The sequence below is a fragment of the Microbacterium sp. LEMMJ01 genome (assembly GCF_002114135.1).
In the GTDB taxonomy this organism is placed as follows: Bacteria; Actinomycetota; Actinomycetes; order Actinomycetales; family Microbacteriaceae; genus Microbacterium.
Map to the genome: position 1 here is coordinate 47,219 of NZ_NCTV01000036.1, position 25,314 is coordinate 72,532.

The window sequence follows — 25,314 nt, forward strand, 5'->3', positions numbered from 1 at the left end:
TGCAATCAGATCGGGCGCGCGGGGAACGCGCCTGACGACGTTCGTGGGTGCTCTGCTCGCGATCTGTCTGGCGGCCCTGGCGGCCGTCATCGCGACGCCGGCCACGGCCCGCGCTGCGGAGGTGGCGGGGATCACCTCGTTGACCATCACCGAACCCACCGACCAGATCAAGGTCTGGGACCGGATCGCGTTCGAAGCGACCTGGGCAGTGCCGGACACGGCGACCGCGGGGGACACGTTCCGCCTCGCCTTTCCGACGAGCCCGAGCCTGACCGGGGTGCGGGATTCCTTCGCCCTGACGGCTCCGGATGGCCAGACCATCGGAATGTGCGAGGTGTCGACCGGTGAGCTCGTGTGCACGCTCACGGACTACGTCGACAGCCACACCGACGTCAGCGGCACACTGCACTTCCGTGCCAGGGCCGACGAGGAGACCACACTGACGGAGATCCCGTTCACCACGGGCGGCGGAACCGTCGTCCCGGTCGACGTCCCGGGCGGGATCGGACCGGTCCCGGAGTTCCCGGCGCCGACGACCCCGACCAAGTGGGGCGACGTGACGCTCGACGGTCGGAACATCGCGTGGGGCGTGAACATCCCGTCCTCCGCGCTGGCCGGGGAGGCTCCGACGCTCACCGACACGTTCACGGCCGGCCTCGTGCTCGATCCCGCGTCCGTCACCGTGGCGTACGTGCTCGCGAAGGACTGGGCGGGAGGCAAGTACACCGTGTCGACGGGGCTACAGTCGGGCAGCGATTTCACCGTCACGGAGGTCAGCTCCGAGTCGTTCACGGTGACAGTGAACGCGCCGATCGTCGCCGACGCGATCTACGTGCTCCGCTACAAGACGGCTCTGCCCACCGACGTCCGTCCCGGTGATGCGTTCCACAATACCGTGACCGGTTCCCGCTGGGTCACCGAGAGCACACCGGTCATCTACTCCCAGGGCGGGGGCGATGGCGAAGGGGTGCTCCCGGTCGGCGGATTCACCGTGACCAAGGAGGTCAGCGGTGCCGGCGCGGCTCTGGTGCCCGACGACCGCGAGTTCCGGGTGGCCTACTCCTATCAGCGTGCCGGACAGACGGTGGAGGGCGAGCTCGCCCTGCGGTCCGGCCAGACCGATGGCCTGAAGGATCTGCCGGTGGGCACGGTCGTCACCTTATCTGAGGTCACGCCGGCGGACGTCGACGGCGTGACCTGGCAGGCGCCGGTCTTCTCCGGCACCGGTGTGGCGATCACCGATGGCGGCGCGACCGTCACCATCGCACGGGGGGCGACGGTCGCGGTGACGCTCACCAACCCGACGACGGTCACGCCGCCGCCGGTCGGGGGCTTCACGGTGACCAAGAACGTCACGGGCCCGGGGGCGTCGCTGGTCCCTGCGGACCAGACGTTCACGGTGGAGTACTCGTACGAGCTCGCGGGACAGCCCGTCGCCGGTGAACTCGCGCTCCGCGCTGGGAAGAGCGACGGACTCGCGGATCTGCCGGCGGGAACGGTCGTCACGCTCCGCGAGAAGGCGCCGAGCTCCGTGGAGGGCGTCACGTGGAAGAGCCCGCGCTTCACCGGCGCGGGAGTCGACGTCGGCGACGGCGGTGCCACGCTCACGATCTCCGAAGACGCGACGGTCGCGGTCGTGCTCACCAACGGGACCGCGGTCACTCCTCCGCCCACGTCGGGCGGTGAGCTCGCCCTGACCGGGGCCGAGGGGCCCACCGGCCCGATCCTCCTGGGAGCGCTGCTCCTGCTCGCCGGAGTCGTGGCGCTCGGCGTCCGTCACCGGGTCTCGGGTTCGCGCACCGGCGACTGAGGGCCGCGAGGGGCCACGCCGATCGATCACGCGACGACTTCACCGTCGTCGCGTGATCGATCGCGCCGTTCAGCGTCCTGTCGTCGTCGAGGGGCTCTCCCTCGACGACGACGTCGACGCCGCAGCGCGTCGGAGAAAGGCACCTCTCATGACCAAGACGCTCCTCGCCCGTACCTCGGCCACCCTGGGCGTGGCCGCCGCTCTCTCGCTCGGCGGGGCGGTGCTCGCTTCCGCCGCTCACGCCGAGTCGACGCCGGCGGATCCGACGGCGTCGAGTACGCAGAGCACGGGCGTTCTCACGCAGCGCGTCGGGGCGGCGTGTCTCTTCTTCCAGTACACGTTCAACATGAGTCCGACCGATCCCCAGGTGGGGGACACCGTGACGTACACCATGCAGTTCCTCAACAACGGCGAGGTCGACTCGACGAAGAGCGCGCTCACGTTCCGCCTGGACGGCCTCCTCGACGACTCGACCTGGGCGGCGTCCACCCTGGAGGCGACCTCCGGTCGCCCTTCCGTCGCCGGGAATGCCGTCACGTGGAACGGGCCGCTCGATGCCGGAGACAGCGTCGTGCTGCGCTTCACCGGCGTGTGGACCGGCGACGGCGATGGGCTCGCGTTCCCGCGGGTCGAGTCGTACGGCTACGTGAGGTGAAGTGCGGCCGCGCGCCGCGGCCGCGTTTTCCACGGTATCCGCGGCGGCGTGGCGCGCTCGTCGTCGAGAGGCTGAACGGACACCGACCGAAAGGCAGCCATGCAGCTCTCCACGGACTCCGAAGTCATCGTCCGCGCCACCGCCGGCGTCGTCGCCGCTCACGCCGACGAGATCACCACCCTGTTCTACCGGCGGATGTTCGAGGCGCATCCTGAGCTGTTGAACGTCTTCAACCGCGCGCATCAGGTCCAGGGCGATCAACCCAAGGCGCTGGCGGCGTCCGTCGTGGCGTTCGCGGTGCACCTCATCGATCCGGACGCGCCGGACTTCTCCCCGGTGATGCGACGCATCGCCCACCGCCACGTCTCCTTGGGTATCTCGGCGCGCCAGTACACGATCGTGGGCCGCTATCTCCTGGCCGCGGTCGATGACGTACTCGGCGACGCGATCACGCCGGCAGTGCATGCGGCGTGGGACGAGGTGTACTGGCTCTTCGGCTGCTCCCTCATCGCCGAGGAGGCGCGGCTCTACGCGGACGCCGGCACGGACCCGGACCACCCGTGGCGACCGCACCGGGTCGTCGACCGCGTGGAGGAGGCTCGCGACGTCATCTCCCTCATCCTGGAGCCGGTGGACGGTCGCCGAGCGCCCCATCGCATCGGGCAGTACGTGGCCGTCGCCGTCGACCTCCCTGACGGCACGCGCCAGCCCCGCCAGTACACGATCTCCTCGTCGACGCCCGAGGCCGCACTGCGCGTCACCGTGAAGCGCGTGCGCGGCGCGGACGGCGCACCGGACGGGCAGGTGTCGACCTGGCTGCACGAGAACGCCCACGTCGGAACGGTGCTCGACGTCTCCCAGCCTGCCGGGGACCTGCTTCTCGATGACTCCGATGACGCGCTGGTCCTCATCTCGGCGGGAATCGGCATCACGCCCGTCGCAGCGATGGTGGGCGACCTCGCGCGACGGCGTCCCGACCGGTCGGTGCGCCTGTTCCACGTGGACCGCGAGCCGGAGACCCACGCCCTCGTCTCGGACGTGCGCGCCCACGCGCAGCGATTGAGCGACGTCCGCACCCTGACCTGGTACTCGGCGAGTGAAGCGGAGGGCCCGGCGGTGCGTTCCGGCCGGATGGATCTCACCGACATCGACCTCCCGCCGACACCGCGCGTGTTCCTCTGCGGGCCGCTGCCGTTCATGCAGGCGATCCGAAACGCTCTGACGGCACGCGGCATCGCCCCGGACCGCATCGACTACGAGGTCTTCGGTCCGGACCTCTGGGCACGACAGCCGAAGACCGCCGCGGCCTGACCCCACTGCGAAAGACCTGCGTGCGGCCGTGTCAAGCCCCTCCTCGAGGCCATGGCGAACTGACATGCTCCCCGAGAGCGGCACCGCGCCGCGGGAACGGGAGAGACTATGAGCATCGGCAGCGGAATCGCGCTCTTCGTCATCGGAGCGATCCTCGTGTTCGCGATCAACGTCGACGTGCCGTGGGTCGACCTGGACATGGTCGGCTACATCCTCATGGGTGCCGGCGTGATCATCTTCCTCATCGGCATCGTGCTCCTCGCGCGTCGGCGTCGCACGGAGACGGTGTCGCGCACGTACGTGGACCCGGCGACGGGCGAGCCCACGACCCGGCGTTCCGTCAGCTCGAGCTCCGACGACGGGCTCTGAGCGCACGCACACAGGAAGGAGAAGGGCCGCGGGAGAACCCGCGGCCCTTCTCGTCAGACGACGTCCGCGCCTTCGAGATGCTCCTCGACGAGGGTGATGCCCCCGCTCGAGTTCGCGGAGTGCGCGAGCTCCTCGATCCAGCGCCGGCTCAGCTCGGGCGTCTCGGCCTCGTCGAAGACGAAACGGAGCGGGATCGACGGGTGCAGCCACAGCGTGGACCGGCCGGGAGCATCGCCCTCCGGGTGGCGCCAGGAGAGCGTGAAGCTCTCGTTCCGCCGCAACTTCGTGGCGATCACGACCTTGAGGTGCGCGAGCGCACGGTCTTCGATCTGGATCGGCGTCTGGGTGTCGCCGTAATACAGGCTGCCCATCGTCAGCCCACCTTCGCGGCGGGGGCTGCGGGAATGTTCATGGCGCTCCTTGGGAACGTGGGGGGAAGACGGCAGACCGCTCCCGGGGATACTTGGACTCTAGCCAATTTGCGCACGACATCGTGCGCATCAGGGCGACGCGCCGTCCGGTGCGAACAGAGTATGCGCGCGGTGTCAGTCGGCCGTCATAGAGCGGTCAGGACGGGCGGATTCCCGTACGCCTCGCGATACGCCACGGCGAAGCGGGAGACGTTGCTGAACCCCCATCGGCGCGCGATCGCGGACACCGACGTGCCCTTGCCGTGTCGCAGATCCCGATGCGCGCCGTCGAGCCGGGCGCGCCGCAGGGCCTCGTTCGGTGTCATGTCGAGCGCGCGACGGAACGCGTACTGCAGGCCTCGGGTGGACATGAAGGCCGCCGCCGCGACGTCGTCCACCGTGATGGGCAGGTGTGCGTTGTCCTCGATGAACGCGAGGGCGCGACGCACCGAGGCCGGCGCCGCGGAGCGTTGGGCCGGACGGTGCAGCGACTCGCTGAAGGTGGTGGGGAACGCCGACATGGTCAGCAGCAGGGCGTGGCGCTCGAGCTCGGCGGCGATGAGGGGGTCGGCGCCATCCGGACCGAACGAGCCGTCGATGTAGGAGAACATCCGCTCCCACCGTGCCCCGTCCTCCCGCGTGTGCGGAGCGAGTCCGGTGGCGCGGAGCTCGAGGCGGTCGTCGCCGGTGATCTGCCTGATCGAGTCACGCGCCGCCGCGCGATCGAACACGAGAGCACGGACGCGGGCGACCTGGTTCCACTTCGCCTCGACCCGGACGCCGTCCGTGAGCCATGGCTGACCGGCGTCGAGTCCTTGCCTGCCCGACCAGATCCGGGCGTCGGCGGCATCGACGCGACACACCAGCAGCTGATCCTCCGGCTCGGCGCGGGAGTGCACCTGGGCCGCGAGCTGATAGCGGACGAGCGACATGGACGCCGCCTCCACCGAGCGCCAGTCGAAGCGGAACCGGCGGGGGTCCACGTCCTGGAGGGTCGCCGAGGGCACGAACTGCTGCCAGGTGGACTCCACCTGCTCGATGTCCGTGGATGTGAACTGCACCGACACTCCTTGCTGCGCCTCGTCCGGGTGGCCGGGGCTTCTTGGACACTAACCCACGCCACTGACAAGACGGTGGGGACGCCCCGGGGGTATCCGTCGGGAAGGCGGGAGTGCAGAGGCCTCGTAGACTCGGACCATGAGTGTGCCTTCCCCGTATGCGGAGCGATTGAGCCGGATTCCGGTGCAGCGCCAGGAGGTGGAGGTGCGCGGGGGAACGACGGCGTACTGGGTCTACGGTCCGGACGACGCCGAGACGACCGTCATCGCGGTTCACGGCTTCCGAGGCGAGCACCACGGCCTCGAGTCGGTCCTCGCCTTCCTTCCGGAGCTCCGCGTGCTCGCGCCTGATCTGCCCGGGTTCGGGGAGTCCGCACCGCTGCCCGGTCGTCGCCACGACCTTCAGGAGTACGCGGGGTGGTTGACCGACTTCGCCGCGGCCACAGCGCCGGGGGCGGTCATCCTCGGCCATTCCTTCGGCTCCATCGTGGCCGCCGCCGCTGTGGCCGGAGGGCTCGAGACGCCGCGGCTGATCCTCGTGAACCCCATCGGCGCACCGGCGCTGGAGGGTCCGAAGGGCGTCATGACCCGACTCGCAGTGCTGTACTACGCGCTCGGCGCCAAGCTCCCGCCGCGGATCGGGACCGCGCTGCTGCGGAATCGGGTGATCGTCCGCGTGATGAGCATGACCATGGCGAAGACGCGGGACCCCGAGTTGCGGCGCTTCATCCACGACCAGCACGACACCTACTTCTCGCGGTTCTCCGATCGCGACGTGCTGCACGACGCCTTCGTCGCGAGCGTCTCGCACGACGTCAGGGAGTTCGCCCCCGCGATCGACGTGCCCACGCTCCTCATCGCCGCACAGCGGGACGACATCACCCCGATCGAGGCGGAACGGAAGCTGGTGACGCTCTTCCCCGACGCGTCTCTCGTCGAGATCGCCCAGGTGGGTCACCTGATCCACTATGAGACGCCGGCGGAAGCGGCCGGCGCAATCCGTCGGTTCCTCAGGATTCCCGTCGCGCGAGGCCGATGAGCCCGGCCACTCGGAACGGGATCACCTCACCCATGGCGAGCGAGGTCTCGGTCCGCTCCACACCCTCGATCGAGAGGATCCGGGCGTCCGTGTCGAACAGATGACGGGCGTCGCGGCACGCCACGCGCGCCAGCAGGTCGATGGAGCCGCTCAGACCGTGTGCCTGGACGACCTCCGGGATGCGCGCCAGCTCGTTGATGATGCGGGGGAGCTCGGTCTGGCGGACGCCGATGCTGACGAACGCCTGCAGCGGGAACCCGAGGACGTCGGGGGAGAAGGCGCGCTCGTAGGAGAGGAAGACGCCGCTCTGCTCCAGCCGGGCCATCCGCGCCTGGATGGTGTTGCGCGACAGGCTCATGCGCTCGGCGAGAGCGACGATCGTCACGCGCGGGTCGTCGGCGAGGGCGGCGAGAAGCTCCAGGTCGATCCGGTCCAGTCCAGGCATAGTGCCAAACCCTAGCAGCACGGCATCGGAGAAAAATGAGCAACATGCTCAATCGGCGTTGAGTTGCTTGAGCGAGGTGTTGACCAGACGTACCCTCAGACCATGCCGGTGATGACGCCGGCTCCATTGTGCGTCGCCCCACGAGGGCCGCCAGGGACGAGGAGGACGATGATGTCGCCGCAGACCACCCCCATCGCGGACACCGCCCAGGATCTCGAGCTGTCGGAGCGGATCCTCGCTCCGGACGGGACCCGCGTCGCGAACGCCCGCCTCGACCCATTCGTCGCCGATGTCGACGCCGCGCAGCTGCGCGCCCTGCATCGCGACATGGTCATCCTCCGCCGGATCGACGCCGAAGGTGTCGCCCTGCAGCGCCAGGGGCAGCTCGGTCTCTGGGCGCCGTGCCAGGGGCAGGAGGCCACGCAGATCGGCACCGCCCGGGCCCTCGATCCGCAGGACTACGTCTTCCCGAGCTACCGTGAGACCGGCGTGATCTACGCCCGCGGCGCCCAGCCGGGGGACTACGTGCGCATGTGGCGCGGCGAGGAGGGTGCCGCCTACGATCCCGCGGTCCTGCGGGTCGCTCCGCTGCAGATCATCATCGGCGCCCAGACCCTGCACGCGGTCGGGTACGCCCTCGGCATCCGGCACGAGAAGGCCCCGGAGGTCGCCGTGACCTACTTCGGAGACGGGGCCACCAGTCAAGGGGACGTGAACGAGGCGATGATCTTCGCTGCGTCCTACCAGGTGCCGGTCGTGTTCGTCTGCCAGAACAACCACTGGGCCATCTCCGAGCCGGTCGCGGTGCAGTCGCAGTACCCGATCGCGGGACGCGCCCCCGGATTCGGGATCCCGAGCCTCCGCGTGGACGGCAACGACGTCCTCGCGTGCCTGGCGGCGATGCGCTGGGCGCTGGAGCACGCACGCTCCGGGAAGGGGCCGGCCTACATCGAGGCGGTGACCTACCGGATGGGTCCGCACACCACCGCGGACGACCCCACCAGGTACCGGGACGAGGCCGAGCTGGAGTCGTGGCGGCGCCGCGACCCCATCGCGCGCATCGAGGCGTACCTCCGCGCGACCGGCGACCTCACCGCGGAGCACGTCGCCGAGACGCAGGCGGCTGCGGACGCCATCGCCAAGGAGATGCGCGCGACCTGCCTGGGCATGGTCACCCGTCCGCCGCTGGCGGTCTTCGACGGCGTCTACGCCGAGCCGCACACGGGTCTGGAGCGGCAGCGCGACGAGTACGCCGCCTATCTGGCGTCGTTCGAGGGTGAGGCGTGACCATGACCGAGCTCACTCTCGGCAAGGCGCTCGGCGCCGGCCTGCGTCAGGCGATGCGCGACGACGAGAAGGTGGTGCTCCTGGGGGAGGACATCGGCAAGCTCGGCGGCGTCTTCCGGATCACGGACGGCCTCCTCGACGAGTTCGGGGCGGCCCGGGTCATCGACACCCCCCTCGCGGAGTCCGGGATCGTCGGCACGGCCGTCGGCCTCGCCTTCCGCGGATACCGCCCGGTCGTCGAGATCCAGTTCGACGGGTTCGTCTACCCGGCCTTCGACCAGATCGTCTCCCAGGTCGCGAAGCTCCACTACCGCACCCAGGGGCGGGTGAAGATGCCGATCACCATCCGGATCCCCTGGGCCGGCGGCATCGGTGCCGCGGAGCATCATTCCGAGTCTCCGGAGGCGTACTTCGCGCACACGGCCGGCCTTCGGGTGGTCGCCGTGTCGAACCCGGAGGACGCCTACCGGAGTCTTCGCCAGGCGATCGCCTCGGACGACCCCGTCGTGTTCTTCGAGCCCAAGCGCCTCTATCACCACAAGGGGGAGGTCGACCTGGAGGCCCCGCTCGCGGATGCCCCGCCGATGGGTGTCGCGCGGGTGGTGCGCCCGGGCACCGACGTCACCGTCCTCACCTACGGGGCCATGGTGAGCACCGCGCTGCAGGCGGCGGAGGCCGCGGAGGACGAGGGCATCGCCCTGGAGGTGATCGACCTGCGGTCGCTCTCGCCGGTGGACTACGACTCCGTCGCCGCCTCGGTGCGCAAGACCGGGCGTGTGGTCGTGGCGCACGAGGCCTCCCGGGAAGCCGGACTCGCCGCGGAGGTCATCGCGAGCGTGACCGAGCGCTGCTTCGAGTACCTGGAGTCCGCTCCGCTGCGGGTCACCGGCCACGACGTGCCCTACCCGCCGGCCAAGCTCGAGAAGTACCACCTGCCGGACCTCGACCGGATCCTCGATGCGGTCGACCGCGTGATGGATCGCCCGCACAGCCTGACGGGAGCAGACGCATGATCGCCGAATTCCGTCTCCCCGACCTCGGCGAAGGACTCACCGAGGCCGAGGTCGTGCAGTGGCTCGTCGCGCCCGGCGACAGCGTCGCGCTGAACCAGACCCTCGCGGAGGTCGAGACGGCCAAGGCCGTCGTCGAGCTGCCGTCGCCATACGAGGGCACGGTCTCGACCCTCCACGCGGACGCGGGAGAGACCGTCGCCGTGGGAGCGCCGCTGATCGCCTTCGACATCGAGGGGGACGACCCTCCGGCGGCGCCGTCCGGTGGCGAGCAGGAGTCCTCCGCGGAGAAGGCGCAGCCGAACCTCGTGGGCTACGGAGCCGCCCCGACCTCGAGCGGACGCCCCGCGCGCCGGGCACGGCGCCGGAGTGCCGCCCCGGTGGCCTCGGCGGCCGACACGGCCGTTCTCGAGGCGGCTCCGCACGACGCGACGCCATCGGTCGCGGTCGAGCCCGTTCTGGAGCGACCACGGTCCACCCCTCCGGTGCGCGCCTACGCCAAGCGACGGGGCGTCGACCTCGTCCTCGTCGCCGCGGAAGTCGGCGACCGCGTGATCACGAGGGCAGACGTGGATGCGTATGCGGAGCGCATCGGAGCGGAGCCGTCGCGGCTGGTCGGGGCACCCGAGCGCGAGACCACCCCGATCTCCGGAACTCTCCCGCGCGCGGAGGGGAGGCCGCGGGAGACGCGCATTCCGATCCGCGGGGTCCGCAAGCACACGGCGGCGGCGATGGTGCAGAGCGCCTTCACCGCCCCGCACGTCACGGTCTTCCACACGGTCGATGTGACCGCGACCATGGAGATGCTGGCACGTCTCCGCGAGGACCGAGCGCTCTCGGAGCATCGGATCGGCCCGCTCGCCGTCGTCGCGAAGGCGGTCTGCCTCGCCCTGCACCGTGCTCCGGGCCTGAACGCGCGGTGGGACGAGGAGTCCGGGGAGATCGTCGAGTACGGCTTCGTCGACCTGGGCATCGCCGCCGCGACCGAGCGTGGTCTCATCGTGCCGATGATCCGGGACGCGGAGCGGATGAATCTGGTGGAGCTGTCCGCAGCGATCCGTGCCCTCGCGGAGACCGCGCGTGCGGGGAAGACCTCGCCGGCCGAACTCGCCGGAGGCACGTTCTCGCTGTCGAACATCGGGGTGTTCGGGGTGGACGCCGGAACACCGATCCTCCCGGCGGGGCAGTCCGGCATCCTCGCGGTAGGCGCCGTGCGTCGGCAGCCGTGGGAGTACCGCGGGGAGATCGCGCTGCGTCAGCTCATGACGCTGAGCCTGTCCTTCGACCACCGCCTCGTGGACGGGGCCGAAGGCGCGACGTTCCTCAAGGACGTGGCGGACATCCTCGAGGACCCGGGGCGGGCGATGTTGCTCAGCTAGCGGCGCGCAGCGCGGCCTCGGCCATCGCGACCAGCACGGTCGCGGTGGCCGCGTGCCGTCTCGTCGCGGCGCGGGTGCTGTGCGGGGTGGAGTTGATGAGACCGAAGCACGCCTGCACGCGCAGCCGCAGCTCGTCGCGGTCCAGGGACTCCGGACGATCCAGGGCGGCGAGCGCATCCATCCAGAGCTCGATGTAGGCGCGCTGCAGGCGACGGACCTCGGCGCGGTCGTCGTCGTCGAGGAAGGCGAGGTCCCGGTCCTGCACCTGGATCACCTCGGCGTTGCCGAGCGCGAACTCGACGTGGAAGCGGATGAGTCCGCGCATCCGCTCGTCGGCTGCCGTCGTCTCCGCGGACACGCGTCGTCCGCCCGCGACGAGGTCCTGACTGACCTTGACCAGGACCGCGCCGAGAAGGGCCTGCTTCCCGGCGAAGTGGCGGTACACGGCAGGCCCGGACACGCCGACGGCGGCGCCGATGTCCTCCAGGCTCACGCCGCTGTACCCGCGCGCGGCGAAGAGCCGTGCCGCGGCATGCAGAAGCGCGTCGGAGCGTTCCGCCTTGGCGCGGTCGCGGGCGGTGGCGGGGCTTGTCATCTCAGTTAATCCTCGCTAACCTGAATCAACGGGTTAGTGAACACTAACCGAGAATGCATGCAGCGCGCCAGGCTCCCACCCGGCGCGACGTGGGTCGAGGAGGACGTCACGATGCCGGCAACCCAGGAAGCGCTCGCCCAGCAGCTCCGCGACCGTCTCGCCGCGGCAGCGCAGGGCGGGCCGACCGCCTCGCGCGAGCGACACGTCGCCCGCGGCAAACTGCTTCCTCGCGACAGGGTGGCGCGCGTCCTCGACGAGGACAGTCCGTTCCTCGAGGTCGCGCCGCTCGCGGCCGACGGCCTGTACGGGGGCGAGGCGCCCGGGGCCGGTGTCATCGCCGGCATCGGCCTGGTCCACGGCCGGCACGTCATGGTGGTCTGCAACGACGCCACCGTGAAGGGCGGGACCTACTATCCGCTGACCGTGAAGAAGCATCTGCGCGCGCAGGAGATCGCCCTCGAGAACCGCCTTCCCTGCCTCTACCTCGTCGACTCGGGCGGCGCCTTCCTTCCTCGCCAGGATGAGGTGTTCCCGGATCGGGAGCACTTCGGACGCATCTTCTTCAACCAGGCGCGGCTGTCCGCGCAGGGCATCCCGCAGCTCGCAGCGGTCCTCGGCTCGTGCACGGCCGGGGGCGCCTACGTTCCGGCGATGAGCGACGAGACCGTCATCGTCCGGGGACAGGGCACGATCTTCCTGGGCGGGCCGCCACTGGTGAAGGCGGCGATCGGCGAGGTGGTCACGGCGGAGGAGCTCGGGGGAGGGGAGCTGCACGCCCGTCGCAGTGGCGTCGTGGATCACCTGGCCGACGACGACGAGCACGCCCTGGAGATCCTCCGGGACATCGTCGCCACGCTTCCGCCGCCGCCCGCCCCGGCCTGGGACGTCGGCGACAGTCGACCGCCCGCGGAGGCCGGCTCCCTGTATGACGTCGTTCCGGTGGACGTCAACGCCTCCTACGACGTGCGCGAGGTCATCGCCCGCCTCGTCGACGGCGACACCTTCCATGAGTTCAAGGCCGAGTACGGCACCACGCTGGTGACGGGTTTCGCGCGGCTGCACGGCCACCCCGTCGGCATCGTCGCGAACAACGGCGTGCTGTTCAGCGAGTCTGCGCTCAAGGGCGCGCACTTCATCGAGCTCTGCGATCAGCGGGGCATCCCCCTGCTCTTCCTGCAGAACATCACCGGGTTCATGGTCGGCTCCGATGCGGAGGCCGGTGGCATCGCGAAAGACGGGGCGAAGATGGTCACGGCCGTCGCGACCACCCGCGTCCCGAAGCTCACCGTCATCATCGGGGGCTCCTTCGGGGCGGGCAACTACTCGATGTGCGGACGTGCCTACTCTCCGCGGTTCCTCTGGACCTGGCCCGCGAGTCGGATCTCGGTCATGGGCGGACCCCAGGCCGCCTCGGTGCTCGCCACCGTGAAGGACGACCAGCTCTCGGCGCGAGGGGAGTCGTGGACCGCGGAGGAGCGTGCGGCGTTCGAGGAGCCGATCCGGGCGCAGTACGAAGAGCAGGGCGAGCCGTACTACGCCACCGCACGGCTCTGGGACGACGGCATCGTCGATCCGGAGCAGACCCGTGACCTCCTCGGACTCGCCCTGGACGTCGTCGCCCGCAGTCCTCTGCCCGAGCCGCGCTTCGGCGTCTTCCGGATGTGAGCCCCATGTCGCCTTCACCCGAACTCTCGTTCTCCTCGGTCCTCGTCGCGAACCGCGGCGAGATCGCGCGCCGGATCATCCGGACCCTCCGCGACCTCGGCATCCGCAGCATCGCGGTCTACAGCGACGCGGACGCGGACGCGCCGCACGTCCGCGAGGCGGATGCCGCCGTGCGGATCGGTCCGGCACCGGCCGCGGAGTCGTACCTCGACATCGATGCCGTCATCGCGGCGGCTCGTGCCTCCGGAGCGGAGGCCGTCCATCCCGGCTACGGATTCCTCTCCGAGAGCGTCGGGCTCGCGGAGGCGTGTGCGGAGAGCGGCATCGTCTTCATCGGTCCCACCGTCGAGGCCCTGCAGATCATGGGGGACAAGGCGCGAGCCCGTGAGCACGTGAGCCGCAGCGGCGTGCCCGTGGTGCCGGGGTTCGACGCGCGCGGGCTGTCCGACGCGGAGATCCGTGAGGAGGCGGAGGCTGTCGGATTCCCGCTCCTCGTGAAGCCGAGCGCGGGCGGCGGGGGGAAGGGCATGGAGGTCGTCGCCGACAGCACGGGTCTGGCGAGCGCGCTCAGCTCCGCCCGACGGGTCGCGGCATCCGCCTTCGGCGACGACGCGCTCATCCTGGAACGTCTCATCCGTCGACCGCGACACATCGAGGTGCAGGTGTTCGGCGACGCCCACGGCACCGTCGTGGCGCTCGGCGAGCGCGAGTGCACGCTCCAGCGTCGTCATCAGAAGGTGATCGAGGAGGCGCCGTCCGCCGGGGTCCCGTCCGCGACCCGCGACCGGCTGCTCGCGGCGGCGGTGCGGGCAGCGGAGAGCGTCGCCTATGTCGGGGCCGGCACCGTGGAGTTCCTCGTCGACGCGGACGCCCCGGAAGACGTCTTCTTCATCGAGATGAACACCCGGCTGCAGGTGGAGCATCCGGTGACCGAGGAGGTCACCGGACTCGACCTCGTCGCGCTGCAGCTCCGCATGGCCGATGGACAGAAGCTCGACGTCGAGCCCCGCACGACCGGCCATGCCGTGGAGGCGCGGGTGTACGCCGAGTCGCCGGAACGGGGGTTCCTGCCCTCGACGGGGACCGTGCTGCTCTTCGAGGCGCCTCCGGGCGTCCGGGTGGATGCCGCCGTCGAGTCCGGGAGTGTGGTGAGCGGGTTCTACGACCCGATGATCGCGAAGGTCATCGCGTGGGCGGAGGACAGGGAGACGGCGCTGCAGCGCCTGGACGACGCCCTTGCCCGCATCGTGGTGTTGGGCGTGGAGACGAACATCGCGTTCCTGCGCCAGCTGCTTCAGGACCGCCGTGTGCGCGAGGGAGACCTCGACACCGGCCTCATCGAGACCCTGCTCCCGCTCGCACCGGTGCCCCCGTCGGCGGCGCAGCTCGCGGCGGCCGCCGGCGTCGTGCAGACCCGCTCCGCGACGGTCACCGCGCGAGAGGGCGCCGGCCCGCTGTGGCACAGCCTCCCGGGATGGCATCTCGGAGCGGCGCCGTGCGCCCCCGAACCCGTCGCCCTGCTCACGGACGACGAAGAGATCGTGCGCGCGACGCCACCCCTGGTGCGCGCCGACCGGGTGCACGTGGCCCGCGACGCCGAGGGCGCGGTATGGGTCAGCGAGGAAGGGCGGACGCTCCGGCTGCGTCCCCTGGACCGCCGCGGCCGGATGCGCAGGCGCCTCGCCGCCGCGGAACGCGAAGCCAGGGCCACGGAGCCCGAGGCTCGCGCCCCGATGCCCGGCGGGGTCGTGGCTGTTCACGTCGAGGACGGGGCGGCGGTCCGCGCGGGAGCGCCCCTCGTATCGATCGAGGCGATGAAGATGGAGCACCCCGTGCTCGCGCCGCACGACGGCGTGGTGCGGCTGCTGGTCGCGGTCGGCGACCAGGTGCGGCGCGACCAACCGGTCGCCCGCGTGACGATGACGGAGGAGGACCGATGATGCACGATCTCACCGAGGAGGAGCGCGAGCTCGCCGCGATGGTACGCGAGTTCGCCGACACGGTCGTCGCTCCGCAGGCGTACGAGGCGGATCGCACGCACACGCTCTCCATGGACGTCGTGCGGCAGATGGGGGAGCTCGGCCTCTTCGGACTGCCCTTCCCCGAGGAGTACGGCGGGCAGGGCGGCGACTACATGGCGCTCGGCCTCGCCATCGAGGCTCTGGGACGGGTCGACCAGTCGATCGCGATCACCCTCGAGGCCGGGGTGAGCCTGGGGGCGATGCCCGTCTTCCGCTTCGGTACCGAGGAGCAGAAGCGCGAGCTGCTGCCGGATCTCCTCGCCGGTCGCGCCCTCGCCGGGTTCGGACTCACCGAGCCCGAGGCCGGGAGCGATGCCGGGGCGACGCGCACGACGGCGCGGCTCGACGGCGACGAGTGGGTGATCGACGGCTCCAAGCAGTTCATCACCAACTCGGGCACTCCGATCACCCGTTTCGTGACGGTCACCGCGGTCACCGGCCAGAGCGAGGGACGCAAGGAGATCTCGACGATCATCGTCCCGAACGGTACGCCGGGATTCACGGTCGAGCCGCCCTACGACAAGGTGGGGTGGAACGCGTCGGACACCCATCCGCTGACGTTCGACGGAGCGCGGGTGCCGGCGGGCAATCTCCTCGGCGAGCGGGGGAGCGGGTTCCGCAACTTCCTCAGCATCCTGGACGAGGGCCGCATCGCGATCGCCGCCCTGTCGACCGGCGCGGCGGAGGGGTGCCTGGAGGCGGCGGTCGAGTACGCCAAGAGCCGCACCATCTTCGGCAGCGCCCTCAGCACGCGGCAGAACGCCCAGTTCACGCTGGCGCGGATGAGGGCGCGCGTGCATACCGCACGGCTCGCCTGGCACCACGCCGCACGCCTGCGTGACGCGGGAGAGGCGTTCGCCGAGCAGGCGGCCATCGCGAAGCTCGTCGCGGGCGAGGCCGCGATGGACAACGCCCGCGATGCGACGCAGATCTTCGGCGGCAACGGCTTCATGAACGAATTCCCGGTGGCGCGCCACTACCGTGACTCCAAGATCCTCGAGATCGGCGAGGGGACCACCGAGGTCCAGCTCCTCGTGATCGCCAGGGCGCTCGGACTCGCCCGGTAGCGTGGAGGCATGACCATGCGCGAGGTCGTGCAGCGCGGCCTGTACTACGAGGAGTTCGAGACCGACGTCCGGTACGTGCACCGCCCCGGTCGCACGGCTACGGAGGCGGACAACGTCCTCTTCACGACGCTGACGATGAACACCCAGGCGCTGCACCTGGACGCGGCCTTCGCCGATGCCCAGGAACCGTTCCACGCGCGCCTCATGAACTCCATGTGGACGCTGTCGACGATGGTGGGCTCCTCCGTCGCCCAGCTCACGCAGGGGACGATGGTGGCGCAGCTCGGCCTCGGCGACATCGCCTTCCCGCATCCGCTGTTCGCCGGGGACACGCTCACGACCGAGAGCGTCGTCGTCGACAAGCGGCTCTCGTCGTCCCGTCCCGGCCAGGGCGTCGTGCAGATCGCGCACACCGGACGCAACCAGGACGGCACGGTGGTCGCGACGGCCGTCCGCACGGTGCTGGTGCGCTGCCGGCCGGAGGAGGACGCCGCATGACCTTCGAACTCGGCCCTGCCCTGCTGTTCTGCCCGGCGGACCGCCCGGAACGCTTCGCGAAGGCCCAGGAGCGGGCGGATGCCGTGATCCTCGATCTGGAGGACGCCGTGTTGCCGGAGGCGAAGAGCGAGGCCCGCGAGAACATCGTCGCCGCGGACCTCGACCCCGCGCGCGTCATCGTACGGGTGAATGCGCCGGACTCCGCGGCGTTCGCGGACGACCTCAAGGCCCTGGCTCGCTCGCCGTTCCGGACCGTGATGGTGGCGAAGACGGAGAGCGCGGAGGGCCTGGACGCCTTCGACGCGGGCTTCACCCTCCTCGCGCTGTGCGAGACGGCGCGTGGAATCCATGCGGCGCCCGAGATCGCCGCGCACCCGGCGGTCGCCGGACTGATGTGGGGCGCGGAGGATCTGGTGGCCTCCCTCGGCGGCACCTCGTCCCGCAACACGGAGGGCGGCTACCGCGACATCGCGCGCTACGCCCGCTCCCGGGTGCTCCTGGAGGCCGGTGCGCACGGCAAGGCGGCGATCGACGCGGTGCACGTCGACATCGGCGATACCGCGGGGCTGGAGCGGGAGGCGAACGATGCGGCGGCGTCGGGGTTCCGCGCGACGGCATGCATCCATCCGAGTCAGGTCGCGGTCATCCGGGCGGCATATGCCCCGGACGCCGAGACCGTGGCATGGGCGCGCGAGGTGCTCGCCGCTGCGGCGCAGGAGCGCGGTGTGTTCCGCTTCCGGGGGCGCATGGTGGACGAGCCCGTCCTGCGCCACGCGCGCGCCGTGGTCTCCCGCGCCGGCTGACCGTCCCGTCAGAGGACGGGCGTCTCCTCGAGCAGCCGGAGGTAGCCGGGTGCCGCGACGAACCGGTGCGCGGAGCCGTTGCGCAGCACCTCGCCGTCCCGGGGGAGCGTACCGCCGGAGACATGGTCGATGACGGCGCGGATGACTCCGCCGTGGGTCACCACGAGCACCGACTCCGCCTGCGGCGCCGACCTCCGCCGGGCGTCGCGCGCGATGCGGTGGAGCGCCGCGATGGCGCGGACGCCGACCTCGTGCAGCGATTCCGCGCCGGGGACCTCCGCGTGCCAGTCGCCGTAGGTCGAGATGTAGTCGGGGACGAGCATGCCCTCGCCCTCGCCGAACTCCCGCTCCCGGATGTCGGGGACCACGCCGGCGATCTCCAAGCCCAGGCGCTCCGCGATGATGCCGGCGGTCTCGCTCGCCCGCACGAGCGGGCTCGTGTAGACGGCATGGTGCGTCGTGCCGGCGAGTTTCTCTGCCGCCCACCGCGCGTCCTCGCGGCCCGTCTCGTTCAACGGGATGTCGGTCGACCCCTGGATGCGGCGGGCGAGGTTCCAGTCGGTCTGACCGTGGCGGATGAGGGTGAGATAGGTCACGACAGCATCTCCTGCAGGGCGGGGAGCACGTCGCTGGTGCCGGCGGCGATGGTGACATCGGCCCAGGCGTCCGCGCGGGTCGGCTCGCGATTGACGATGATCAGAGGGATGCCGCGTCGACGCGCCCGGTTCACGAGGCGCACGCCGGAGTTCACGACGAGAGAGGAGCCGGCCACGATGAGCGCGTCGCTGGAGCGCAGCAACGATTCGGCGGCACGGAAGCGATCCTGCGGCACATACTCTCCGAAGAACACCACGTCGGGTTTGAGCATGCCCGCGCACACGGTGCAGGTCGGGACCACGAAGCCCTCGGTGCTCTCCGGGAGCACGTCGCCGTCCGGGGCCAGCGCCACGTTCTCCGGGACGGTGATCCAGGGGTTGCGCTCCTCGATCTGCACGGCGATGTCGCGACGGTCGAACACCTGACCACAGTGCAGGCAGAGCACGCGGCGCATGGTCCCATGCACCTCGATGACGTGCGAGCTGCCCGCGCGGAGGTGCAGTCCGTCGACGTTCTGGGTGATGACACCCGAGGCCACGCCCCTGGACTCCATCTCCGCGAGGGCGCGGTGGCCGGGATTCGGGGCGGCCTGCGCGAACGCCCGCCAGCCGAGGTGGCCGCCGACCCAGTAGCGGCGCCGGGCGGCCTCGTCGCCGAGGTAGGTCTGGATCGTCATGGGGTCGCTGCGGGTGCGCGCCCCCTCGCCGCGGTAGGCGGGAATGCCGGAGTCGGTCGAGATCCCGGCGCCGGTGAGAAGGGCGATCCGCTTGCCGCGCAGCAGGTCGGCGGCGTGGGAGAGCTCAGCCGACGGCTCAGCGGTGTTCGTCACGCTCACAGGACCTCCTCGATCGAGTCTACGGGGCGCGGGGTGGACGAGAACCGGGATGGCAGAGTGGAGCGGTGGACCTCCAGCATGTGACCGACATCGACGACCCGCGGCTGGACGACCACCGCGGCCTCACCGACACCGCCCTCCGCGCCGTCCGCGAGCCCGCGGAGGGACTCTACATCGCCGAGACCGCCAAGGTGATCGAGCGCGCGCTGGCCGCCGGGCACGAACCCCGATCGGTGCTGGTCTCGGCCCGGCGCGTCGACGAGGTGCGGCGCATCCTGGGGGAACGCGCCGTTCCGGTGCTCGTGGTCCCGGACGAGGTCGCGGAACAGGTCACCGGCTATCAGGTCCACCGCGGAGCCCTCGCCGCCATGCGCCGTCCGGCTCTGGCGCCGGTCGCCGACGTGGTGCGCGACGCCCGGCTGGTGCTGGTGCTGGAGGACCTCGGCGATCACACCAACGTCGGCGCCGCCTTCCGCGCCGCCGCCGGCCTGGGGGCGGATGCGGTGCTCGTGTCGGCGCGCTGTGCCGACCCGCTCTACCGTCGCAGCGTCCGGGTGAGCATGGGCACGGTGTTCCAGGTGCCCTGGACCCGGATCGACGAGTGGTCGTCGGCGGTCTCGGATCTCCGTGAGCAGGGCTTCGACATCGCTGCCCTCGCACTCAGTGACACAGCCGTGGATCTCCGGATGTATGCGGCACAGCGGCCCGAGAAGGTGGCGCTGCTCTTCGGAGCCGAAGGCGACGGTCTCACGCGGACCGCGCTCGACAGCGCGGACACCGTGGTCACCATTCCGATGGCCGGCGGCGTGGATTCGCTCAACGTCGCCTCGGCCGCCGCCGTGGCGCTGTGGGCACTCGCTCCCGCGGAGTGAGAGTGCGCGTCACTCCTTGCCGGGGAGGATGACCGGGGAGGGCTCGGGGCGCTTGGCAGCGATGTGGTCGCCGGACGACTGGTGGCGCAGCCGGCGGAGCACCCAGGGCACGAGGTGCTCCCGGGCCCAGCCGAGGTCTTCGCTGCGGGCGGCACGCCAGGTCCGCAGCGGCAGCGGCTCGGGCTGCATGGCCTCGAGGTCGTTCGGAACGTTGAGGGCGCGGAGCACCATCCGCGCGACCTCGTGGTGGCCGAGCGCGTTGTAGTGCAGGCGATCGTCGTCGAAGAATCGCGCATCCTGCACGACCTTCAGTGCCCACTGGTCCGCGACGATGCAGTCGTGGCGCTCCGCGATCGCGCGGACGTTCTCGTTGTAGATCGCGACTTTGCCGCGGAAGGGACGGAACACCGGCGTGAACCCCGTGTCGATGCCGGTGAACACGACCACGGCCGCGCCGGTGGACGACAGGCGCGCCACCGCGTCCTCCAGCTGCGCGGCGATGGCATCCGGATCGGTGCCGGGGCGGATGACGTCGTTGCCGCCCGCGCAGATCGAGATGAGGTCGGGGCGCAGCGCGACGGCGGGCTCCACCTGATCGGCGACGATCTGCGCGATGAGCTTCCCCCGGACGGCGAGGTTGGCATAGGCGAAGTCGTCAACCTGCTGGGCGAGCACCTCGGCGACGCGATCGGCCCAGCCGCGGTGACCCCCGGGGGCCGCCGGGTCCGGGTCGCCGATGCCCTCGGTGAACGAGTCGCCGATCGCGACGAACCGGCGCCACGGGTGCGGAGTCTCGTTCGCGACGTACGGGGTCCTGGTCGATTCCTGATCGCTCATCCGGCTCTCCTTCGCGAAGGCGTGCGCGCACGATGGTGACCGCCGCGCAGTGACCGAGCCTACCCGTGCCGGTGCCTTCGAGGGGGGACGCGCGCGGCACCCCCGCGGATGCCGCGGTGTCGGTGGGAGCGATTATCGTGGAGTCGATGCTCTCTCCGTCCTTCCCTCAGCGCGCCCCGTGGGGAACGGCGAACAAGCTGCGGGCATGGCAGCAGGAGGCTCTGGACGCGTACTTCCAGGCCGACCAGCGTGACTTCCTCGTGGCCGCCACACCGGGCGCCGGCAAGACCACGTTCGCGCTCACCCTTGCGGTCGAGCTCATGCGCATGGGCGAGGTGAACCGGGTCATCGTCGTGGCACCCACGGAGCACCTGAAGACCCAGTGGGCCGACGCCGCCGCCCGCGTCCACATCCGGCTCGACCCGCGCTTCCGCAACAGCCACTGGGCACCGGCGCGGCACTATCACGGCGTCGTGGTCACGTATGCGCAGGTCGCCGCGAAGTCGTCGGTGCACCGTCACCTGACGGAGGACGCGAAGACCCTGGTCATCCTCGATGAGGTGCACCACGGCGGCGACGCCTTGAGCTGGGGCGACGCGATCCGCGATGCTTACGGACCTGCGAAACGCCGACTGCTGCTCTCGGGGACCCCGTTCCGGAGCGACACCGCACCGATCCCGTTCGTGGAGTACCTCCCGGACGAGACCGGAGCCCGGGTCTCCAGCACCGACTACGCCTACGGGTACGGCCGCGCTCTCGCGGACGGCGTCGTCCGTCCCGTGCTCTTCCACATGTATGCCGGGAAGATGCGGTGGCGGACGAGTGCCGGCGACGAACTCGAGACCCATCTGGGACAGGACAACACGAAGGACGTCACCTCGCAGGCCTGGCGAACGGCCCTCGACCCCGAGGGCGACTGGATGCCTGCTGTGCTCTCCGCGGCGGATCGCCGTCTGACCGAGATCCGGCACCACATCCCCGATGCTGGCGGACTCGTGCTGGCGACGGATCAGACCGTCGCCCGGGCCTACGCCAAGATCCTGCACAGCATCACCCGCGAGCAGCCGACGATCGTGCTGTCCGACGACGCCACCGCCTCCGAGCGTATCGAGAAGTTCTCGGAGGGCACCGCCCGGTGGATGGTCGCGGTGCGCATGGTCTCGGAGGGCGTCGACGTGCCGCGGCTCGCGGTGGGCGTGTACGCGACGTCGTCGTCCACCCCGCTGTTCTTCGCTCAGGCCATCGGCCGCTTCGTGCGGGCGCGTCGTCGAGGCGAGGCGGCGAGCGTCTTCCTCCCGCACGTCCCCGTGCTGATGAAGCTCGCGAACGAGATGGAGAAGCAGCGCGATCACGCGCTCGACCGTCAGTCGAAGGACGACGACGGCCTCGAGGACTCGCTGCTGGAGAGCGCGAACCGCGAGGACGAGGCCTCCGACGCGCTGACCCAGGAGTTCAGCTACCAGGCGATCTCCTCCGTCGCCCACTTCGACCGCATGGTGTTCGACGGGAAGGAGTTCGGCCAGCTCGCCGAGCCGAACACGCCCGAGGAGGAGGAGTTCATCGGCTTCCCCGGTCTGCTCGAGCCCGAGCACGTGCACGAGCTCTTGATGCAGCGGCAGGCCCGCCAGTCCCGGCACCGCGAGGTCCGGGAAGCCCAGGCCGACCCGACGCAGACGACGACACTGCCGGCGCCGCTGCATCGGACACTGCGCGAGCAGCGCCAGCTGCTGAACAGCCTGGTGGGCCTCTACGCCCGGCAGTCGGGCCAGCCGCACGGCGCCGTGCATGCCGAGCTCCGTCGTATCTGCGGCGGTCCGGCGGTGGCGCAGGCGACCGTGACGCAGTTGCAGTCCCGCATCGAGGTGCTGCGCAAGCGCGTCCGCTCCTGAGCACTTTCCGGTCGCTGCTTCGGATCCCCGAAATGCTGGCAATCCGTGCCAGGACGCGGCCGGGGCGGCACCGCGCGGATAGCGTGGAACGGTTGCCCGGATGCCGGGCACCGTGACACCTGGAGGTTCCATGACAGCCCCTGCCGCAGCCGATTCCACGGCCGCCGATCGACGGCGCTGGGCTCGCTATCTCGTTGAGGAACGGGCGGAGGGCGCCGTCTATCAGCGCCTCGCGGCCCGCCGGTCGGGGGAGGAGCGGGCGATCCTGCTCGGGCTCGCCGAGGCCGAGCGCCGCCACGAGAAGCACTGGCTCGACCTGCTGGGCGGCGAACCGACGCGCCTGCCGCGGGCCGGGGTCCGTTCCCGCCTCCTGGGGTGGATGGCCGGCCGTTTCGGCTCGATCTTCGTCCTCGCCCTCGCCCAGAGCGCCGAGGCCCGCTCCCCGTACGACGCCGAGCGCTGGGCCACCCCGGCCATGCGCGCCGACGAGAAGGTCCACCACGAGGTCGTCCGCGGTCTCGCCGCGCGCGGCCGCCGGCGCCTCTCCGGCTCCTTCCGCGCGGCCGTCTTCGGCGCGAACGACGGCCTCGTCAGCAACCTCGCCCTCGTGCTCGGCATCGGCGCCACCGGCGTGAGCTCGGGTTTCGTCCTGTTCAGCGGCATCGCGGGTCTCCTCGCGGGCGCACTGTCGATGGGCGCGGGGGAGTTCGTGTCCGTGCGGTCGCAGCGGGAGCTCCTCACGGCCACCGAGGCGAACGAGGATGCCGCGGCGGCCGCGGCCGACCTCGACATCGACGAGAACGAGCTCGCGCTCGTGTACCGCGCCCGCGGCATGGATCAGGGCGAGTCGCTGGCCCGGGCCCGTCGCATCGTCCAGGCGGCCCAGGAAGGCGTCCGGCGTGCGGCCACGGGGCCGGTGGCCGTCCAAGGCGGCGACGCCCACGAGGTCGTCGGCAACGACTGGACGGCGGCCATCTCCAGCTTCCTCCTCTTCGCCTCCGGCGCGATCGTGCCCGTCCTGCCCTGGATCTTCGGCATGGAGGGCACCGCGGCGATCGTGCTCGCGCTCGTGCTGGTCGGCATCGCGCTGCTCAGCACCGGTGCGATGGTCGGCGTCCTCTCCGGAGGACCGCCGCTCCGGCGGGCCCTGCGGCAGCTCGCCATCGGGTTCGGCGCGGCTGCGGTGACCTACGCGCTGGGTCTGCTCTTCGGCGTCGGCGCGGTGTGACGGTCCTGCGGTCCCGCTCGCGCGGGACCGCAGCGCACCGCCATGACCGCACCGGAAACCACGAAGGCCCCGGATCCGTGGATCCGGGGCCTTCGCTCTCTGTGCGCGGAGGGGGACTTGAACCCCCACGCCCTATCGGGCACTAGCACCTCAAGCTAGCGCGTCTACCATTCCGCCACCCGCGCAGGTGTTGGATTTGATCGTTGCCGACCGAAGAATGAGATTAGCACGTTCTCGGAGGCGTCTCGAACCGAGCGTGACGCCCGGGCGCGGCACGCGGTTTCGATAGCCTGAGTCCATGACCGATTCCTCCCTGCCGGAGGTCGCCCGCGTCGCGAGCGACCTCATCCGCATCGACACCTCCAACTACGGCGGCGGCAACGCGAAAGGGGAGCGGGAGGCGGCCGAGTACGTCGGGGCGTACCTGGAGGAGCTGGGACTCGAGGTCGAGTACTACGAGCCCATCCCGCGGCGCACGAACGTCATGGCGCGGGTCCCGGGCCGCGACCGCACCAAGCCGGCTCTCGTCGTGCACGGCCACCTGGACGTCGTGCCCGCGGTCGCCGAGGACTGGACGGTGGATCCGTTCGCCGGCACCGTGCAGGACGGCATGCTGTGGGGTCGCGGCGCGGTCGACATGAAGAACATGGACGCGATGATCCTCACCGCCGTGGCCGACATCCTGCGCGCGGGGGAGCAGCCGGAGCGCGACCTCGTCCTGGCGTTCTTCGCCGATGAGGAGAACGGCGGGGTCGAGGGCTCCGCGCTCGTCGTGAAGGACCGGCCGGAGTGGTTCGCCGGGGCGACGGCCGCGATCAGCGAGGTCGGCGGCTACTCCATCTCGGTGGACGACCGTCGGGCGTACCTGCTGCAGGTGGGGGAGAAGGCGCTGATCTGGATCCGCCTCGTCGCCACCGGCCGGGCGGGGCACGGCAGCCGCCTGCACGAGGACAACGCCGTCACGAAGCTCGCCGAGGCCGTCGCCGCCATCGGCCGCACGCGGTGGCCGGTCCGGCTCACGCCGACGACGGAGGCGCTGCTCGAGGGCCTGAGCGCGCTGAGCGGCCGGAGCGCCGACGACCCCGACGCCCTCGCCGCCGCGGCCGGCCCGGCTGAGGCCTTCCTGCGGTCGACGTTCCGCACGACGACCAACCCGACGGCTCTCACCGCCGGCTACAAGCACAACGTCATCCCGGAGCGCGCCGAGGCGCTGATCGACGTCCGCGTGATCCCGGGGACCGAGGACGACGTGCTCGCGGAGCTGCAGCGCATCGTGGGTGACGACATCCGGATCGAGACCGTGGTCCGTGACATCGGCATGGAGACGCCGTTCACAGGGGAGCTCGTCGAGGCGATGGTGGCGGCGCTGGGGCGGCACGACCCCGGTGTCCCTGTCATCCCGTACCTCCTGGGCGCGGGAACCGACAACAAGGCGCTGGCCACGCTCGGCATCACCGGCTACGGCTTCGCCCCGCTGCGCCTGCCGGCCGATCTCGACTTCACCGGGATGTTCCACGGAGTCGACGAGCGGGTGCCCGTAGACTCACTTGTCTTCGGTCAGCGGGTGCTGGCCGATCTGCTGCGCACGTACTGAGCGGCGTCCACGCGCTCCGTGCCGCCCCGAAAGACGAAGG

Annotated in this window: 24 protein-coding genes and 1 tRNA gene; 17 read left to right on the top strand and 8 right to left on the bottom strand. The window is 70.9% G+C overall.

Going from position 1 to position 25,314, the window contains the following annotated elements:
- Positions 1 to 43 precede the first annotated feature (43 nt).
- The 4 genes from B7W94_RS15145 (at position 44) to B7W94_RS15160 (ending at position 4,145) form a co-directional block, all read left to right on the top strand.
- A complete protein-coding gene (locus B7W94_RS15145) occupies positions 44 to 1,810 on the top strand; it encodes a DUF5979 domain-containing protein (RefSeq protein ID WP_085607465.1) in 1,767 nt (588 codons plus the stop codon).
- Positions 1,811 to 1,862: 52 nt separating this feature from the next.
- On the top strand, positions 1,863 to 2,465 hold the full coding sequence (locus B7W94_RS15150; RefSeq protein WP_085607467.1) for a hypothetical protein: 603 nt from the start codon (positions 1,863 to 1,865) through the stop codon (positions 2,463 to 2,465).
- A gap of 99 nt (positions 2,466 to 2,564) precedes the next feature.
- On the top strand, positions 2,565 to 3,776 hold the full coding sequence (locus B7W94_RS18590; RefSeq protein WP_085607469.1) for a globin domain-containing protein: 1,212 nt from the start codon (positions 2,565 to 2,567) through the stop codon (positions 3,774 to 3,776).
- A gap of 108 nt (positions 3,777 to 3,884) precedes the next feature.
- Entirely contained in the window at positions 3,885 to 4,145 is a 261-nt protein-coding gene (locus B7W94_RS15160; RefSeq protein ID WP_025103410.1) for a DUF6458 family protein, read from the top strand.
- A 53-nt stretch (positions 4,146 to 4,198) separates the two neighbouring features.
- Here the strand turns inward: B7W94_RS15160 and B7W94_RS15165 are convergent, their stop codons facing one another.
- The gene (locus B7W94_RS15165; protein WP_060921991.1) at positions 4,199 to 4,516 is read right to left on the bottom strand and encodes a DUF7882 family protein; all 318 of its coding nucleotides are present in this window, start codon (positions 4,514 to 4,516) and stop codon (positions 4,199 to 4,201) included.
- 185 nt (positions 4,517 to 4,701) lie between these two features.
- Positions 4,702 to 5,616: a helix-turn-helix transcriptional regulator gene (locus B7W94_RS15170; RefSeq protein ID WP_085607936.1), complete on the bottom strand. Its 915-nt coding sequence runs from the start codon at positions 5,614 to 5,616 to the stop codon at positions 4,702 to 4,704.
- Between the two features lie 136 nt (positions 5,617 to 5,752).
- Here B7W94_RS15170 and B7W94_RS15175 point away from each other — a divergent pair, with 136 nt between their 5' ends.
- Positions 5,753 to 6,652, top strand: a complete 900-nt coding sequence (locus B7W94_RS15175; protein ID WP_025103413.1) for an alpha/beta fold hydrolase — start codon at positions 5,753 to 5,755, stop codon at positions 6,650 to 6,652.
- On the opposite strand, the gene B7W94_RS15180 is transcribed toward B7W94_RS15175, so the two are convergent.
- Positions 6,624 to 7,097, bottom strand: coding sequence for an Lrp/AsnC family transcriptional regulator (locus B7W94_RS15180; RefSeq protein ID WP_025103414.1), 474 nt, complete (start codon positions 7,095 to 7,097; stop codon positions 6,624 to 6,626). The two genes, B7W94_RS15175 and B7W94_RS15180, sit on opposite strands and share 29 nt — an antisense overlap.
- Before the next feature lie 171 nt (positions 7,098 to 7,268).
- On the opposite strand from B7W94_RS15180, the gene pdhA reads away from it, so the two are divergent.
- Genes pdhA through B7W94_RS15195 form a run of 3 tightly spaced genes read left to right on the top strand, consistent with a single transcriptional unit; the run spans position 7,269 to position 10,773 of the window.
- Complete coding sequence (gene pdhA, locus B7W94_RS15185) at positions 7,269 to 8,384, top strand: pyruvate dehydrogenase (acetyl-transferring) E1 component subunit alpha (protein ID WP_025103415.1); 1,116 nt, start codon at positions 7,269 to 7,271, stop codon at positions 8,382 to 8,384.
- A 2-nt stretch (positions 8,385 to 8,386) separates the two neighbouring features.
- Complete coding sequence (locus tag B7W94_RS15190) at positions 8,387 to 9,397, top strand: alpha-ketoacid dehydrogenase subunit beta (protein ID WP_025103416.1); 1,011 nt, start codon at positions 8,387 to 8,389, stop codon at positions 9,395 to 9,397.
- A complete protein-coding gene (locus B7W94_RS15195) occupies positions 9,394 to 10,773 on the top strand; it encodes a dihydrolipoamide acetyltransferase family protein (RefSeq protein ID WP_085607471.1) in 1,380 nt (459 codons plus the stop codon). The genes B7W94_RS15190 and B7W94_RS15195 overlap by 4 nt, the downstream gene beginning before the upstream one ends.
- Here B7W94_RS15195 and B7W94_RS15200 read toward each other — a convergent pair.
- Positions 10,766 to 11,368 carry a TetR/AcrR family transcriptional regulator gene (locus B7W94_RS15200; protein ID WP_025103418.1) on the bottom strand — a complete coding sequence of 201 codons (603 nt, stop codon included), beginning with the start codon at positions 11,366 to 11,368 and terminating at the stop codon, positions 10,766 to 10,768. The genes B7W94_RS15195 and B7W94_RS15200 overlap by 8 nt on opposite strands.
- A gap of 111 nt (positions 11,369 to 11,479) precedes the next feature.
- Between B7W94_RS15200 and B7W94_RS15205 the strand changes: the two genes are divergently transcribed.
- The 5 genes from B7W94_RS15205 to B7W94_RS15225 are packed head-to-tail and all read left to right on the top strand — an operon-like array spanning position 11,480 to position 17,422.
- Entirely contained in the window at positions 11,480 to 13,033 is a 1,554-nt protein-coding gene (locus B7W94_RS15205) for a carboxyl transferase domain-containing protein (RefSeq protein ID WP_085607938.1), read from the top strand.
- A gap of 5 nt (positions 13,034 to 13,038) precedes the next feature.
- Positions 13,039 to 14,973 carry an acetyl/propionyl/methylcrotonyl-CoA carboxylase subunit alpha gene (locus tag B7W94_RS15210; RefSeq protein ID WP_085607473.1) on the top strand — a complete coding sequence of 645 codons (1,935 nt, stop codon included), beginning with the start codon at positions 13,039 to 13,041 and terminating at the stop codon, positions 14,971 to 14,973.
- Positions 14,973 to 16,121 carry an acyl-CoA dehydrogenase family protein gene (locus tag B7W94_RS15215; RefSeq protein WP_062635194.1) on the top strand — a complete coding sequence of 383 codons (1,149 nt, stop codon included), beginning with the start codon at positions 14,973 to 14,975 and terminating at the stop codon, positions 16,119 to 16,121. The genes B7W94_RS15210 and B7W94_RS15215 overlap by 1 nt, the downstream gene beginning before the upstream one ends.
- Before the next feature lie 15 nt (positions 16,122 to 16,136).
- The gene (locus B7W94_RS15220; RefSeq protein WP_441338634.1) at positions 16,137 to 16,619 is read left to right on the top strand and encodes a MaoC family dehydratase; all 483 of its coding nucleotides are present in this window, start codon (positions 16,137 to 16,139) and stop codon (positions 16,617 to 16,619) included.
- Positions 16,616 to 17,422: an HpcH/HpaI aldolase/citrate lyase family protein gene (locus tag B7W94_RS15225; RefSeq protein WP_025103423.1), complete on the top strand. Its 807-nt coding sequence runs from the start codon at positions 16,616 to 16,618 to the stop codon at positions 17,420 to 17,422. Before B7W94_RS15220 ends, B7W94_RS15225 begins: the two co-directional genes overlap by 4 nt.
- Positions 17,423 to 17,430: 8 nt before the next feature.
- Here B7W94_RS15225 and B7W94_RS15230 read toward each other — a convergent pair whose 3' ends face one another.
- Both B7W94_RS15230 and B7W94_RS15235 read right to left on the bottom strand, forming a co-directional pair.
- Entirely contained in the window at positions 17,431 to 18,018 is a 588-nt protein-coding gene (locus B7W94_RS15230; RefSeq protein ID WP_025103424.1) for a histidine phosphatase family protein, read from the bottom strand.
- Positions 18,015 to 18,854 carry a Sir2 family NAD-dependent protein deacetylase gene (locus tag B7W94_RS15235; RefSeq protein ID WP_085607476.1) on the bottom strand — a complete coding sequence of 280 codons (840 nt, stop codon included), beginning with the start codon at positions 18,852 to 18,854 and terminating at the stop codon, positions 18,015 to 18,017. Before B7W94_RS15235 ends, B7W94_RS15230 begins: the two co-directional genes overlap by 4 nt.
- Positions 18,855 to 18,919: 65 nt before the next feature.
- Here B7W94_RS15235 and B7W94_RS15240 point away from each other — a divergent pair, with 65 nt between their 5' ends.
- A complete protein-coding gene (locus tag B7W94_RS15240; RefSeq protein WP_085607478.1) occupies positions 18,920 to 19,726 on the top strand; it encodes a TrmH family RNA methyltransferase in 807 nt (268 codons plus the stop codon).
- A 9-nt stretch (positions 19,727 to 19,735) separates the two neighbouring features.
- On the opposite strand, the gene B7W94_RS15245 is transcribed toward B7W94_RS15240, so the two are convergent.
- Positions 19,736 to 20,563: an SGNH/GDSL hydrolase family protein gene (locus B7W94_RS15245; protein WP_025103427.1), complete on the bottom strand. Its 828-nt coding sequence runs from the start codon at positions 20,561 to 20,563 to the stop codon at positions 19,736 to 19,738.
- 146 nt (positions 20,564 to 20,709) lie between these two features.
- On the opposite strand from B7W94_RS15245, the gene B7W94_RS15250 reads away from it, so the two are divergent.
- Both B7W94_RS15250 and B7W94_RS15255 read left to right on the top strand, forming a co-directional pair.
- Positions 20,710 to 22,452, top strand: a complete 1,743-nt coding sequence (locus B7W94_RS15250) for a DEAD/DEAH box helicase (RefSeq protein WP_085607939.1) — start codon at positions 20,710 to 20,712, stop codon at positions 22,450 to 22,452.
- A 130-nt stretch (positions 22,453 to 22,582) separates the two neighbouring features.
- On the top strand, positions 22,583 to 23,680 hold the full coding sequence (locus B7W94_RS15255; RefSeq protein WP_025103429.1) for a VIT1/CCC1 transporter family protein: 1,098 nt from the start codon (positions 22,583 to 22,585) through the stop codon (positions 23,678 to 23,680).
- A gap of 102 nt (positions 23,681 to 23,782) precedes the next feature.
- Here the strand turns inward: B7W94_RS15255 and B7W94_RS15260 are convergent.
- Positions 23,783 to 23,865: transfer RNA gene (locus tag B7W94_RS15260), tRNA-Leu, on the bottom strand.
- A 113-nt stretch (positions 23,866 to 23,978) separates the two neighbouring features.
- Here B7W94_RS15260 and B7W94_RS15265 point away from each other — a divergent pair.
- Positions 23,979 to 25,274 (top strand): M20/M25/M40 family metallo-hydrolase, encoded by a 1,296-nt coding sequence (locus tag B7W94_RS15265; protein ID WP_085607480.1) that lies wholly within the window; start codon positions 23,979 to 23,981, stop codon positions 25,272 to 25,274.
- Positions 25,275 to 25,314: the final 40 nt, after the last annotated feature.